This is a genomic window from Patiriisocius sp. Uisw_017 (assembly GCF_047731265.1).
Classification (GTDB): Bacteria; Bacteroidota; Bacteroidia; order Flavobacteriales; family Flavobacteriaceae; genus Patiriisocius.
This window is the reverse complement of record NZ_CP159835.1, coordinates 3,507,822-3,522,968: the sequence shown is the minus strand read 5'-3', so window position 1 is coordinate 3,522,968 and position 15,147 is coordinate 3,507,822. Positions and strand designations below refer to the sequence as shown.

Genomic DNA, 15,147 nt, shown 5'->3' with positions numbered 1-15,147 from the left:
AATTTTTTTCAATTTAGTTCTTTCTTCAAAAACTTTGCGGTGTAGCCTTTATTCTTTTTTATAATTTCTTCAGGGGTGCCTTTTGAAACAATGGCGCCTCCCTTTTTTCCTCCTTCAGGACCAATATCAATAATATAGTCTACTGTTTTAATTACGTCCAGGTTGTGTTCAATAATTAATACAGTATTCCCTTTGTTTACTAACTTCTGTAATACTAACATTAACACTCTAATGTCTTCAAAATGCAACCCTGTAGTTGGTTCATCGAGAATGTAAAAGGTGTTTCCAGTATCTCTCTTTGAAAGCTCAGTTGCTAATTTTATGCGTTGTGCTTCTCCACCAGATAGGGTCGTGGACTGTTGTCCTAATGTAATATAACCCAAACCTACGTCGCGTATTGTCTTTAATTTACGGAAAATCTTAGGAATGAGTTCAAAAAAGTCACACGCTTCTTCTATGGTCATTTCTAAAATATCAATAACAGATTTTCCTTTGTACCTGATTTCTAGTGTTTCACGATTAAATCTTTTTCCTTGACAGGTTTCACATTCCACATATACGTCTGGTAAAAAGTTCATTTCGATAACGCGAAGTCCGCCACCTTTGCACGTTTCGCATCTGCCTCCAGAAACGTTAAAACTAAAACGCCCCGGTTTATATCCTCGAATCATAGCTTCAGGCACTTTTGCAAAAAGATTTCGTATTTCTGAAAACACACCCGTATACGTAGCGGGGTTTGAACGCGGAGTTCTGCCTATTGGGGATTGATTGATATCAATTACTTTATCAAGAAACTCTAAGCCCTTAATTTTTTTATAGGGCATGGGCACTTTTACACCATTATAAACATAGGCATTTAAAATAGGGTAGAGGGTTTCATTAATTAAGGTAGATTTTCCACTACCTGAGACACCTGTCACTCCAATCATCATTCCCATTGGAATTTTAACCGAAACATTTTTGAGATTGTTTCCAGTAGCTCCTGTTAACTCAAGAAAGTTTCCGTTACCTTCTCGGCGTTTTTTTGGAATTTCAATTTCTTTTCTTCCGGTGAGATAATCTGCGGTGAGTGTTTTATGCGTTAAAATTTCTTTAGGCGTTCCTATGCTAACAATTTCACCACCGTGTTTTCCAGCAGCTGGACCAATGTCTATAACATAGTCTGCATGCTCAATCATATCTTTATCGTGCTCTACTACGATTACCGAGTTACCAATATCCCGAAGTGATTCCAAGGAATGAATAAGTTTTTCATTATCACGTTGATGTAGGCCAATGCTAGGCTCATCAAGAATATAAAGGACTCCAACAAGCTGAGAGCCTATTTGTGTAGCCAGTCTAATACGCTGCGCTTCGCCACCAGAAAGTGATTTTGAACTTCGGTCCAAGGCTAAATACGTGAGTCCAACATCCACTAAAAATTGCAATCGTGTGCGTACTTCCTTAATAATTTCAGAAGCTATTTTTAGTTGTGTTTCTGAAATATTTTGTTCTAAATTTCTAAACCATGCAGCTAACTCTAGGACATCCATGTGAGCTAATTCTGCAATGTTCTTTTCATTTACTTTAAAAAACAATGATTCTTTACGCAATCTGCTTCCTTCGCATTCTGGACATTTAATTTTGTCCATATATTCTTTTGCCCACCTTTTTAGCGATGTTGTTTCAGCTGCATCATAGGTGTTTTGTAAGAAGTTGGCAACGCCTTCAAATTCTATTTTATAGTTTCGTGTAATGCCTAAAGTTTTTGATTCTACATCAAATTTGTCACTTCCGCCGTAAAAGATAAAATGTTTTGCTTCTTTAGGAATTTTCGAGAAGGGATCTGTCAATTTGAACTTAAATCGATGTGCTATAAGCTCTAACTGTTTAAAAATCCAATTGCTTTTTTGAGGTCCGTGGGGAGCTAATGCTCCTTTTTTTATAGAGATTTTTTCATCAGGAACCACCTTTTTGAGGTTTACTTCATATAATTCCCCGAGTCCTTTACAATTGGGGCACATCCCTTTGGGAGAATTAAAAGAAAAATTATTGGGTTCTGGATTAGGATAACTTATTCCACTTTCTGGGCACATTAAAGACCTGCTAAAATAACGCGCTTTATTAGTTTCATTATCTAATACCATCAAGACGTCATCACCTTGATACATTGCTGTCACAATACTTTCTGATAATCTTTTATCATTGTCAATAGTGCTATCAATCTTTAATCTATCCACAACGGTTTCGATATCGTGGGTTTTGTAGCGATCTACTTTCATTCCTGAAACGATATCCAAAACTTCACCATCTACACGAACTTTTAAAAAGCCTTGTTTTGCAATTTGTTCAAAAAGTTCGCGGTAATGTCCTTTTCTTGAACGAATAATTGGCGCAAGAATGCTCACTTTTTTACCATCAAATTCTTCGATAATTAAGTCTTTGATTTGCTCATCGCTATAACTCACCATTTTCTTTCCCGTATTGTAGCTATAGGCGTCGCTCGCACGGGCATAGAATAATCTTAAAAAATCATAAATTTCAGTAATGGTTCCTACGGTGGAGCGCGGACTTTTACTCGTGGTTTTTTGTTCAATAGCAATCACTGGCGAGAGCCCGTCAATTTTATCAACATCGGGACGTTCTAGATTGCCTAAAAACTGGCGTGCATAGGCACTAAAAGTTTCTATATAGCGACGTTGCCCTTCTGCATAAATAGTATCAAAAGCGAGCGAAGATTTACCGCTACCCGACAGGCCCGTAATTACTACCAATTTGTCTCGTGGAATTGTTACGTCAATATTCTTTAAGTTGTGGACGCGAGCGCCTAAAACCTCAATAACATCGTTGTTTTTTGTCATAGTTTGCAAAGGTACTTAAACTGCTTTAAAATTTAACTGTCAAGGTGTAATGGATATTATTAATTATACAACAATTGAGGATGGAGAATCCCACATTGAAATTTTTTTTATCATATTTTTTCGAGTTTAATATCTCGAGGCTCCGTCTTTTAATTATTAAGCTTTGTGACCTGCCTAACAGTCAGGCTGGTTTATAATTTTATTTTTAGGATTTGAATAGCTAGTGGGATCGCCCTGAAGTATTTTATTCTTCTAAAATTTTATTTAAAAATGGGTATGCGGTAAGTACTAAGAAAAATAACAAGCCAATTACAAAACCAAAACTGACAATTAAGGCTATTGGATTAAGACTAAACAACAATGTGATTAAAGGTAAAAGAACACCTATTATAATAGAAGAAGAAAATAATAAATATAAATACTTTATGGTTTTAGGAACGCTAGAGCTTGTCTTGTTTTGAAGTTGAAATAACTGCGGGATTAAATCTTTATTAATGTATTCTCCTAATTTAGAGAAGAAGTTTTCGTTAAAGCTATTTTCCTCAAATAATTCACTGTCTATATTATTTGCCAAGGTCATGATTTTATCTTGATGTCGTTCAAAAATCGCTTCAATATCTAGTGAGCCTTTATAGTTACCAAACTTATAACCAAAGTAATACCATAGGCCGGACCCACATTTGTGCTCAATCCATTTTTCTAAGATTTCTGTTTTGAAGTATGTAGGTGTTACTAGGTTTTTAGGGAGTTTCTTTTGTTTTGGATCAATCATTAAAAGTGATTTTAATTCCAAATAAAGTGTTTCTGTATCTTTAAAGCTTGGTTTTTCTTGAAGAAATTCGATAGCTAATTTTGATTTTCCTTTGTAAAACTCCTTTACTTCAAAAAAGTTTAGGCCTTCAAATTCGTCATCAATATATTCTTTGACTCCCGGAAGCCATAATTTACTGTCTAGTAAGATTTCAATAATTTGGCGTACCGTGTTCATTTTTTGAATCAAGATACTCGCTTGACCTCCAGAAACCGATTGTACTCGCTTAGATCCAATAACGGAAACAATTAGGTATACTAGTATTGAAAATGAAATGAAACCACTTATTCCAATAAATAAACCACTATACTCTTGAAGTGATTCTCTAAACGTTGGTTCTGTTGCTAAACGTTGCCAAAGTAAAAAAATGACCGCAATGACCAAAAGCCCTGAAAATACCAATGGTATTAGGGCGTAGTGATTGTTTAATAACTTCTTTCTTGTCATTAGATTGTGGGGCAAATAGGCGAGTTGTAATACAGTAGGTCAACCTTCAAGCCAATGGTACCAAAATTGATATAAAGTCAAACATACTTGATTATGTAGTAAAAATCCTACATTGGCATTTATTTTTTAACATTATTCGATAAAACGTATATTAAGCTGTTAAAGTACGGTGAGCTACGTTTTTTTAGAAACCTATTGCTGTATCATCTCCACGTCTATCTGCTCCTCCTTCCATAGTGCTATCTGGTAGCATTAAAATGGCATCTACTTTTCCCAGTACTATTGCATTTGTACGATCAATTGCGTATCCTTTATTTTTTAATTGTTGAAGTACTTTTTCATCAATCCCCTCTCGTTCAAATTGAACCACATCGGGCAGCCATTGATGATGAAATCGTGGAGCATCGACAGCATCTTGCATAGTCATATCAAATTCGTAGACATTTAGTATAGTTTGTAATACCGAAGTGATAATAGTAGATCCTCCAGGGGTTCCAACACTCATCCAAAAGTCCCCATCTTTTTCGACTAGCGTTGGAGTCATAGAACTAAGCATTCTTTTTGCCGGAGCAATTTCATTGGCAGTCCCTCCAATGAGCCCAAACATATTTGGTTCTCCTGGTTTAGCGCTAAAATCATCCATTTCGTTATTCAAAAAGAAGCCCAACTCACTAGCATATAATTTTGATCCAAAGGCCGCGTTTAATGTGGTGGTGACTGCAATTGCATTTCCAAATTGATCTACAATGGAGTAATGCGTCGTTTCCATGCTTTCATAGCCAGGGATATTTCCGTGAGATATTGCTGTTGACATTGTTGCTTGATCAAAGGAGAAGTCATCCATTCGATTTTTGAGATATTCATCGCTAATTAAACTATCTACTGGAATATCAACAAAATCTGGATCTCCTAAAAAATAACTTCTATCTGCGTAGGCTCTTCTTTCTGCTTCTGTTAATACTTGAATGTATTTAGCTGAATTATGCCCAAACTGTTTCAAATCAAAAGGTTCAATGCTTTTTAATATTTGCGCCAAACAAATACCACCACTGGATGGCGGAGACATAGAGATCACTTTTAAGTCTTTATAATTAAACGTCACAGGTTCGCGCCATTCTGCTTCGTATCTAGCCAAATCTTTAACAGTGATGATACTTCCTTTTTCTTTTAAAAAAGCGGCTAATTTTTCAGCAATAGCGCCTTTATAGAATGCCATTTGCCCTTTATCGCTAATAGCTTGTAATGTGCTTGCGAGTGCTTCATTTTTGAAAATTTCTCCTTCGGAAACTGTTTTTGTATAAATAGATTCGGCTCCATTTACTTTTTTAAAAATAGGAGCGTAGTAGTTAAATCTAATAGCTTGAGCTTTGGTTAATTTAAAACCATTTTTAGCCAATTGGATTACAGGTTCTAAGATTGTCTCAATGGGGAGCGTTCCAAATTTCTCGTGTGCTTTAAATATTCCCGCTACGGTGCCTGGAATTCCTACGGCGAGCCCTCCAACTTTACTTTTTTCTGGCAGGTAGTTTCCATTCTCATCGAGGTACATCGTTTTGGTCGCTTTTAATGGTGCTTTTTCGCGATAGTCTAATGCGCCTATTTCGCCAAATTGTGTGCGGTATACCATAAAACCGCCGCCGCCCAAGTTGCCTGCGTAAGGAAAACAAACAGCAAGTGCCATCTCAGTAGCAACCATAGCGTCAAAGGCGTTACCGCCTTGTTCCATTATTTGTGATCCAATCTTTGAAGCTTCTTCACGAGCCGAAACTACCATGGCATTTTTTGTGATAAGTCCTAGTTGTGGAACCTGTTCTTCGATTTTTACTGACGTGGGAGATTCTCTACAACTTATAAATCCTAATAGGATGATGACTAATAATAGGATATATTGCATAGAACTTCGGTTAAAAAAATCCTTTGGTTTCAGTAAAGAAAAACGTTGTGTTCTTTGTGTCTTGGTGGTTAGATTTCTCACGATATTATCTTGGCTTATTGTGTTTGGTTTCAAAATCCCTCTTCTGAATTTCAGAATATATATTTAGCTTTTGATTATAAATTTTCAGATGAAGTCTACCTTCCATCATAACAAAGTATATAATACTTTCATTTTATTAATAATTTTTTCGGCTGCAGGGGTAAGAAGCCTAAATTAGTTGTTTCATTTTCGATTTTAATTTCGTCTTTATTTTCAAAGAGTTTCTCGCAGTTGTTTTGAATAGTCAATTAATTCTTTGAAAAACTCAGTGAATTCTGCATCAAACTCTGTATAAAATTGCTCTAATTCGATTACGGCAAAGTTCATCTTAGAAATATTTTTTGTACGAACATTCATTCCCTCAAGAACGTTTGAAATACCTGAAATCGTTGCATAATTAAGTAGCCAATTATTGGAAATCATATACGGCATCATTCGTTGTATTCTCGTTGGGAGAATTTCAAAATTAGAAACTAATAAATTATAAAAATCTGCCACATATTCGGCAAGTGGTTGTTCGCTGTATTGTTGCCAATTTTTCGCTAAAAAATGATCGTACAATATATCGACAATTACGCCACTGTAATGACTGTATTTTTTGTGAAGTCTTTTAGTGCTCTGTCTAACGATGGGATGGCTGTCTGTAAAAGTATCAATCCTCCGGTGGAGAAGAATCCCTTTTTGAATCTCCTGAGGATATTTTTTATATTTTTTTCCTTTGATTCCGTCTGCTATAAAATTACCAATGATAACCCCGTCAGAAGTTCCTGAAAGATAAATATGCGCTAAATAATTCATGTAGTAAATTTACAAAAAATGGCGATTATAAATGTAGCTTTAAAAAGGTATATTTGCGGCACTAAAACCGAAGCGTTTTTTCGGCTAAAAAATAAGACAACGATGACATTAATAAAATCTATTTCAGGAATTAGGGGCACCATTGGCGGTACTCAAGGCGATAATTTAACCCCTATAGATGCGGTAATGTATGCCGCAGCCTACGGTACTTGGGTAAAGCAACAGCGCAATAAAGAGGATTACAAAATTGTGGTGGGCCGTGATGCAAGAATCAGTGGGTCTATGATACAAAATTTGGTAATGAACACACTTGTAGGAATGGGAATTCATGTAGTGGATTTAGATTTAAGCACAACGCCTACGGTAGAAATGGCGGTAACAATGGAGCACGCAGATGGTGGGATTATTTTAACAGCGAGTCACAATCCAAAACAGTGGAATGCTTTAAAATTATTGAACAATGAGGGAGAATTTCTAAATGCTGAAGCTGGACAACAGATTTTGGATATTGCTGAAAAAGCAGAAACTCAATTTGCTGAAGTAGATGACCTTGGGAAGATAACAAGAAATGATGCTTATTTTGATTTACATATTGATGAGATTTTAGACCTTGATTTAGTAAACAAAAGCGCTATTGAAAAAGCAAAATTTAAAGTGGTCGTGGATGGTGTAAATTCTACTGGAGGTATTGCCGTGCCTTTGCTTTTAGAAACATTAGGAGTTCATCCTGTTAAATTATACTGTACGCCTAATGGCGAGTTTCCTCACAACCCAGAGCCTTTGAAAGAACACTTGGGCGATATTATGAAAATGGTAGTTGACGAAGGGGCAGATTTTGGTATCGTAGTAGATCCAGATGTGGATAGACTTGCGTTTATAGATGAAAAAGGGCAAATGTTTGGCGAGGAATATACCTTGGTTGCTATTGCAGATTATATACTACAACACACTCCGGGGAATACAGTTTCGAATATGTCATCTTCTCGCGCCTTAAGAGATGTTACTAGAAAATTGGGAGGAACCTATACGGCAAGTGCTGTAGGGGAAGTAAATGTGGTGCAAACCATGAAAGATACCAACGCAGTTATTGGAGGTGAGGGTAATGGAGGAATCATTTATCCAGAGTTGCACTATGGAAGAGATAGCCTTGTAGGTGTCGCTTTATTCTTGAGTTATTTAGCAGAGCGGAAAATAAAAGTAAGCGAATTGCGAAGTGAATACCCTGTATATTTTATGAGCAAGAAAAAGATACAACTCACCCCTCAAATTGATGTGGACGCTATCTTAAAAGGAATGGAGTCTAAATACGCAAATGAAGAAATAAACACGGTAGACGGTGTGAAAATTGACTTTGCTGAAAACTGGGTACACCTAAGAAAATCTAATACTGAACCTATTATCCGGATCTATACTGAAGCTTCTTCTCAGGAAGCGGCAGACTCGTTAGCTGATAAAATTATTGGTGAGATTAAAGTTATTGCTGGTTTGTGAGATTAGCAGACAGTATTTGTTGTGTTGATGCGTAATTGTTATAATTTTATTTTTAGCAACCTTTCGTTCGGCGCAAAATGGAATCTTGTCTGGAAGGATTGTTGATGATTTAGGAATTCCTGTCTACGTGTGTAGATTCTTAATATTTCTAAAAATATATCATTTGAATCTGATTGCGAGGGCAAATTTGTAATTGGAGGAAAGGAAAACGACACATTATATTTTCAGAAAATGGATTTTTTCAAGATAAGAAAGCGCTTCTAATTTGTCTTAGAATGTGTGGGTGATTTTGTGATTTTTAAAATCGTTTGGAGTTTCAGTAATGGTTTCTAAGAAAACGGAGTAGTAGCCTCTTTTTACTTTTCTAACTTTTAAGTATAGCACAGCGAAATTTAGTTTTTTGCGAGCCTTTCAGCTCCTGTTAATACTGTTACGTTGATACCCATACAGGATAATTTTACTTCGATGTAGTGATAACAGATTAATGTTTTATCTTCTTCTATTTGCTAATAAAGGAGGCGGCTCTCCTGTAAAGGGATTCCAACGGCTTATAGATTTTGCTCCCATCCCGGCTGCTTTCATAACCACTCTATCTCCATAACGTTCACGCATTTTATCCATGGCTTGATATAAATTAATTGTTTTTTCATCGTCATTAAATAAATCTATTTGTTGACCTCCTTCTACGAGATGACTAAAGCGTACTCCTACTAACCTAACCAATAATCTTCTTTGATATAAAAACTTATAAAGCTCCATGACCAAAGGAATAATTTTATGATCTGCGGCAGAATAGGGGATGCGCTTTTGTTTTGTATAGGTTTGAAAATCTGAATACCTAATTTTAAAAGTAATACAAGCTGTTAACTTATTGCCTCGTCTAAGTTGGTAGGCTAGGTTTTCTGCCATAGCAATGATGATGCTTTCTAGTTTTCTTATATCGGTGGTATCACGGTCAAAAGTACGTTCTGTAGAGATAGATTTTCGCTCATTATAGTGCACTACGGGCGATTTGTCTATTCCGTTTGCTTTAAGCCAAATGGTTTGCCCGTTTTTCCCAAATACCTTGTGCATCATTTCCATGGGCATTTCTTGAATGGTTTTTATGCGTTTAATCCCTAAATCACATAAAGAGCGATAGGTAACTTCACCCACCATTGGTATTTTTCTTACAGAAAGAGGAGATAGAAAATGTTTTTCATTTCCGAAGTCAATCTTCAGTTTATTATTGGGTTTTGCTTCGCCCGTTGCAATTTTTGAAACTGTCTTGTTTTCTGAAAGGCCAAAGGAAATAGGCAATCCTGTTTCATTAATGATACGTTCTCGTAATTCTGAAGCTAGTTTAAAACATCCAAAAAATTTATCCATCCCTGTAAGATCAATATAAAACTCATCTACCGAAGCCTTCTCATATAAGGGAACACTTTCTTTAATTACATTGGTAACCTCTTTAGAAAATTTACTGTAGATGCCAGAGTTTCCTCTAACGATTACGGCTTCGGGGCACAGTTGTTTTGCCAAGCGCATAGGCATTGCACTATGAATACCAAAAGATCTAGCTTCATAACTACAGGCCGCTACTACGCCACGATCACTAGTGCCGCCAATCAATACGGGGATTCCATTTAACTTGCTGTCTAGCCTGCGCTCACAAGACACAAAAAAAGTGTCAAGATCCATATGGATGATGTTTCGTTTTTTATTCAATTTTTTAGTTTATGGGTTTGATTAAGTAACTAGGTTAGGTTGTGGTGATTTTATTTATAACTCTTAGGTTTAAGTTCATCTTCAAGTTCAAGTTCATCCTCAAGTTCAAAAGCCCTCCTGTAATAAATGCGAGGCAAGCTTTTCCTAATTTCGGACTAACTTTTTACTGTTTATTTTATATGAATACTGAAACCCCTCCCGAAATAAATTCGGGGTAGGCTCTTCCCCGAGACGTAGAAAAAAGTTGCTTTATTTCATTAATAATTTTTAGCCTTTGAGGGAAGGACTTTAGCTTGTTGTCTTGTTTTCGATTCATATTTATAATGCTATTTATTTCAATTTTTTAATAAAGCCACTTTGGCTGCTGGATGTAATTTTCGGTTAAAATTATTTACGCTTTTATTTGCTAAATTAGTATCGCTGTATCTTGGATCTTCAATAATGGCTAGGCGTTCTAGTTTTATTACTTCAATGTTTATACAGTCTAATTCACTTAAAACTTTTCCTGTTATTTCATAAATTCCTCTTCCTCTAAAAGGATATTTAGTTGCTACTGGCGGAAAATGAACGGTGTCTATAAAGTCTCCATCTTGGTCTATAAAAGTGCCAAACTGCATTCTTTTATTGTTTGAGGTGCTTGTGGTTTTAGTGGTTACGAGATACCCGTTGATTCTTACTGGCTTATTTATAAAATGAATTAAATGCTTAGCTCTTAGATTTCCTTTTGGACTTTCAATCAATAAATTAAAAGGGTTGCATAGCGAATACCCCAATAGTTCTAATTGATCAAAGGCGTCTTCGAGTTTTGTATTGGGTAAATTTGGAGTCTTGTAATTTTTCTTTTCAGTTTTAAATAATTCTAGTGTCTGTTCTTCAAAAGTTATTTTATTAATTTTCATATGCGCTTCCCAAAGCAATTCTCGCTTGTTTCTGTTAGTATACCTAAAAGCCTCTATTTTTATTAAAATCGCAATCTGTTCCATAGAAATAGGAACACGATTTATAAAATTATTTAAGCTTGTATAGAGCCCATTTTTATCTCTTTCTTGTATAAAGCGGTTTATGGTTTTGCGTTCTAAAGCGTGTAAAAAAGAAAACCCCAAATAAATATCTTTATTGCTAATAATGGTCAATGCAAAACTGTGGTTTACACAAGGTGGTAAAATGATACCGCCGTGCATTTTTGCTTCATGTACATAGTGTTCTTGCTTATAAAACCCACCCCCATTATTGAGTGTTGCCACCATATATTCTAAGGGGTAGTATGCTTTTAAAAACAAACTTTGATAACTTTCTACGGCGTAGGAGGCAGAGTGCCCTTTTGCAAATGCGTAGCCTGCAAAACTTTCGGTTTGTCGCCATACTTCCGCAGTAAGCTCGTAGGGTTTGCCTTGTTTTTTACAATTATCAAAAAAGAGCTGTTTCACTTTTAAAAACTCTTCTCGCGAACGAAATTTACCACTCATACCGCGGCGTAGCATATCTGCTTCTCCCAAGGTGAGTCCCCCAAAATAATGAGCCACTTTTATCACGTCTTCTTGATACACCATAACACCGTGAGTCTCTGGCATAATATCAAGCAGTGTAGGGTGTGCTTGTTTACGATACTCTGGAAAACGACAACGTAAAATATATTCGCGCATCATACCAGATTTTGCAACACCAGGGCGAATCACTGAACTTGCCGCTACTAGCCCCAGATAGTCATCTACTTGTAGCTTTTTCATTAACATTCTCATTGCGGGAGATTCTACATAAAAGCAACCAATGGCTTTTGCATTGCGCAGTAAGTATTTGATGCGTTTATCTTTTTTAAATCTCTTGATGTCGTGGATATCAAAGGGAGTATGATTGGGTTGATTGTTGCTAATTATGGCTACCGCATCTTTGATTTTTCCTAATCCGCGTTGGCTTAAGATATCGAACTTATAAAGCCCAATATCCTCTGCTACTACCATATCAAATTGCGTGGTAGGAAACCCTTTGGGAGGCATAAAGGTAGGAGTGTAATAATGAATGGGCTTTTCTGAAATGATGATTCCGCTAGCGTGTATTCCTAGATAATTAGGGAATCCTTCAATATGTTTGCTATAAATTAGAACAAGTTGTGAGAGTTTGTCTAATTTTTCAAAATTAAAATGTCCAGAAGATAAGAGGTCAATTTCAGCTTTTGGCAATCCAAAAACTTTTCCTAATTCTCTCACCGAAGCTTTGTGTTTAAACGTATTATAAACCGTTATCAACGCAGTATTCTTAAATTTATCAAATATATATTTGGTTATATCATCTCTATCTGCCCACGAAAAATCGATGTCAAAATCTGGAGGATTCTTTCGGTATAAATTTATGAAGCGTTCAAAATAGAGATCTAATTCTATGGGGTCTACATCTGTAATTCTTAACAAGTATGCCACCACACTATTGGCACCACTACCGCGGCCAACGTAGAAATAACCTTTGCTACGGGCATATTTTAATATTTTCCAGTTAATAAGAAAGTAGGAGACAAAATTTTGTTGTTTGATGATGCCTAACTCTTTCTCTATGCGTTTGAGCACACGTTCACCTGGTCTTTTAAAACGATAATGCAAGCCTGCGTAGGTTAGTTTTCGCAACAGGTTAAAATCTAGATTTTCATTACTAGTGTAACAGCGTTGGTTATTTGGAGTTTCTTTACTGAAGTTAAAATTGACGTTACATTTTTCTAAAAGTGTTTGGGCATTGGTCAATAATTTTGGAAATTCTTCAAAACTTTCTTTTAGTTTTTCTATTGAAATAAATATATCCTTTTCACTTCCTTGTTCAGAAATAGGAAGTTTACTCAGTAATGTATTATTGTCTATGGCTCTTAATAAACGGTGGGTATTATACCCTTTTTTATTTTGAAACGAAACCGTTTGTAATGCAACAAGTTTGTGCAATTGTTTGCGCCACGGTGAGAATTTTAATTTGTTGAGGTCTTGGGCACGCACCCCTATAAACTCGTGCTCTTTTAATTGCTTTTGCTGAAATTTTTCAAAAGGATAAATAACATACGTATGCGGAATGGTTTCTGCTATTTCAGGGATTTCTGTCTTTGTATGTAAAAAATAAGAGAGGTAGTCATTCATATTTTGAAATCCTTGATTGGTTGCTGCCAACATGATAAATTGTTGCTGCGCACTATTCCTGAAATCGATTCCAACACTTGGCGATACCGAATATTCTGGAGCCATTCGTAAAATATCCATACATGCCGAAGCTGTGTTAATATCTGTCAAGGCAAATCTCGTTGTCGCTACCTTTTGTAAATACTCCAATAATTCCTTCGGAGCAAGGGTTCCGTAACGCAAACTGTAAAAGGTATGGGTGTTAATAAACATAAATTGGATTTAGTCCAAAAATATGGAATAATTCCTAATTATAGAGAATAAGTTGTCAACAATAAAAGGTGTATAAGGAATAACAATGTATTAAATAGCAGCTTACTTTTTTAAGGCAGCACAACAAGGATAATTACTTATTTATAAAATCTGGTAATTATTTTTTTTCAAAAACCATCTCTCCAGCATCATTTAATACTTTATAAACCCCAAAGGGAGCGCCTTCATTTATAATTACATAACTTCCATCATCTTCAAGATGTTGTAGATAGGATTCATCTTGTGAGAGGTGCGAAAATAGAATCCTAAAAAGATTGGTATTTGTTTTAAGTGCCGTATCAAAATTGGGTGCTTTGTTGTTGGGCCATTTAATAGCCAATAATGAGGCGTACATTGACTTTATAATTTTTGAGTCATCTGTTTTTTTGCGGCGTTCTGCCGTGTAGTTCATCCCTACAAAACCACCGTGATCTGCTATAATTACGATGAGTCCATTGGGGTCTTTTTCATTGATTAGGCGTACTATTTTTTTTAGCCAAGTGTTTGTACGACTAAGGTTTTTAAGATATAATTCTCTTTCCATTTCCATTCCTTTTGACTGAGCTGCTTGTACCGAAATATGGCGCGGAAGCATTTTTTCAATAAAAAATAAATTAGGAGTATCGGGATAGCGCTGCAGTGCTTTTTCTGTTTCAGAATAGATATCGATAGCCTTATCAAAACCTCGCGATAAATAATTTAACTCATCGTACGGAATGGAGCAATAATCATAAGCGATTTCTGGTCTGTTTATAATTAAATAGGGTGCTTCTAATAACAATGAAGTTCGGTATCCATTATTTTTTAATGTGGATAGTACAGCATTATTACTGGCAATACTTCTGCGCAGGCCTTCGGGTTCTTTTGTATTTGGGCCTGGGGATTTATAATAGTGATGCTTCATTGCAAATAGTGCGCTATTGGAAGTAACCGTGTTTGTATAATTGCTTCTAAAATTTGGATACAGTTTAAATTTCTCTTTCGTTAAAAATTGTTCAAATAGACTGTTGTCGTAAGAATACGGAGCTTCTTTTAAAACTGAAAGATTCGCATACCCATCTGGTTGAATGATATAAATGTTGGGCTTTTCGACAAATTTTGCTTGTACTATTGTATCTGGTAGTTCTTTCCATTCAGAAGAAAAATTGATATCGTTAATGCACTGAAAAAGTAACTGCACACTAACAATTGCTGCTAATAATAATTGAAATATCACGATTTTTTTAAGAAACCTATATAAAAAAAAGGCAAGAGCAAAAGCAATACACAATGCTACAAAGAGTATTTTTTTCTGAAAACCGAAAGCGCTAATAACAATAAGATAAGAAAACCATGAGGTGTTTATAATTGCTAATAATAGCACATAATGATTTTTTACTACAGCTATTTGTTTTGATAGTAACCAAACAATTAGACTCACAAACACAGGGAGTAGTAGAAAATAACCCAAGAAGAATAGTAACTGGCTTTTAGAATCCACCAATGTAAAGTTGGAGTAGTAATTATAGATAAAGGGGTAGAGCCCTGAAGCAATTCCTACTAGGATAAAATTGGGTGCGCTTACCTTTTTTAGATTTTTAAGAGGGAGTAAAAGTTGTTCAAATAATCTCATTTAAATAGCGTCTCTCGTTAAGGTCGTTAAAATTATATTTTATTTCTGAAGCATGCGATATGGGA

At 35.6% G+C, this 15,147-nt stretch carries 8 protein-coding genes; 1 reads left to right on the top strand and 7 read right to left on the bottom strand.

The genetic code is table 11. The features are described from left to right. Positions 1-8: 8 nt before the first annotated feature. From uvrA to ABXT67_RS15935, 4 genes are all read right to left on the bottom strand, one after another. Positions 9-2,840, bottom strand: coding sequence for an excinuclease ABC subunit UvrA (uvrA, locus tag ABXT67_RS15950; RefSeq protein WP_415375020.1), 2,832 nt, complete (start codon positions 2,838-2,840; stop codon positions 9-11). A gap of 244 nt (positions 2,841-3,084) precedes the next feature. Further along, the gene (locus ABXT67_RS15945; RefSeq protein ID WP_415375019.1) at positions 3,085-4,098 is read right to left on the bottom strand and encodes a hypothetical protein; all 1,014 of its coding nucleotides are present in this window, start codon (positions 4,096-4,098) and stop codon (positions 3,085-3,087) included. Between the two features lie 184 nt (positions 4,099-4,282). Then, positions 4,283-5,992: a gamma-glutamyltransferase gene (gene ggt, locus ABXT67_RS15940; RefSeq protein ID WP_415375018.1), complete on the bottom strand. Its 1,710-nt coding sequence runs from the start codon at positions 5,990-5,992 to the stop codon at positions 4,283-4,285. A gap of 294 nt (positions 5,993-6,286) precedes the next feature. After that, positions 6,287-6,871, bottom strand: coding sequence for an ACP phosphodiesterase (locus tag ABXT67_RS15935; protein WP_415375017.1), 585 nt, complete (start codon positions 6,869-6,871; stop codon positions 6,287-6,289). 102 nt (positions 6,872-6,973) lie between these two features. Between ABXT67_RS15935 and glmM the strand changes: the two genes are divergently transcribed. Continuing rightward, the gene (gene glmM, locus ABXT67_RS15930; RefSeq protein ID WP_415375016.1) at positions 6,974-8,362 is read left to right on the top strand and encodes a phosphoglucosamine mutase; all 1,389 of its coding nucleotides are present in this window, start codon (positions 6,974-6,976) and stop codon (positions 8,360-8,362) included. Positions 8,363-8,851: 489 nt separating this feature from the next. Here the strand turns inward: glmM and dinB are convergent, their stop codons facing one another. The 3 genes from dinB to ABXT67_RS15915 all read right to left on the bottom strand — a co-directional run bounded on the left by dinB (position 8,852) and on the right by ABXT67_RS15915 (position 15,082). Next, entirely contained in the window at positions 8,852-10,069 is a 1,218-nt protein-coding gene (gene dinB / locus ABXT67_RS15925; RefSeq protein WP_415375015.1) for a DNA polymerase IV, read from the bottom strand. A 335-nt stretch (positions 10,070-10,404) separates the two neighbouring features. Beyond that, on the bottom strand, positions 10,405-13,431 hold the full coding sequence (locus ABXT67_RS15920) for a DNA polymerase III subunit alpha (protein WP_415375014.1): 3,027 nt from the start codon (positions 13,429-13,431) through the stop codon (positions 10,405-10,407). A 157-nt stretch (positions 13,432-13,588) separates the two neighbouring features. Continuing rightward, positions 13,589-15,082 carry a sulfatase-like hydrolase/transferase gene (locus ABXT67_RS15915; protein ID WP_415375013.1) on the bottom strand — a complete coding sequence of 498 codons (1,494 nt, stop codon included), beginning with the start codon at positions 15,080-15,082 and terminating at the stop codon, positions 13,589-13,591. Positions 15,083-15,147 lie beyond the last annotated feature (65 nt).

What these genes read in the sequence shown, in the direction of transcription:
- ABXT67_RS15945 (WP_415375019.1), bottom strand. Translation starts at nt 4,098, where the DNA reads ATGACAAGAAAGAAGTTATTAAACAATCACTACGCCCTAATACCATTG.
- ABXT67_RS15920 (WP_415375014.1), bottom strand. Translation starts at nt 13,431, where the DNA reads ATGTTTATTAACACCCATACCTTTTACAGTTTGCGTTACGGAACCCTT.
- ABXT67_RS15915 (WP_415375013.1), bottom strand. Translation starts at nt 15,082, where the DNA reads ATGAGATTATTTGAACAACTTTTACTCCCTCTTAAAAATCTAAAAAAG.
- ABXT67_RS15935 (WP_415375017.1), bottom strand. Translation starts at nt 6,871, where the DNA reads ATGAATTATTTAGCGCATATTTATCTTTCAGGAACTTCTGACGGGGTT.
- glmM (WP_415375016.1), top strand. Translation starts at nt 6,974, where the DNA reads ATGACATTAATAAAATCTATTTCAGGAATTAGGGGCACCATTGGCGGT.
- ggt (WP_415375018.1), bottom strand. Translation starts at nt 5,992, where the DNA reads ATGCAATATATCCTATTATTAGTCATCATCCTATTAGGATTTATAAGT.
- uvrA (WP_415375020.1), bottom strand. Translation starts at nt 2,840, where the DNA reads ATGACAAAAAACAACGATGTTATTGAGGTTTTAGGCGCTCGCGTCCAC.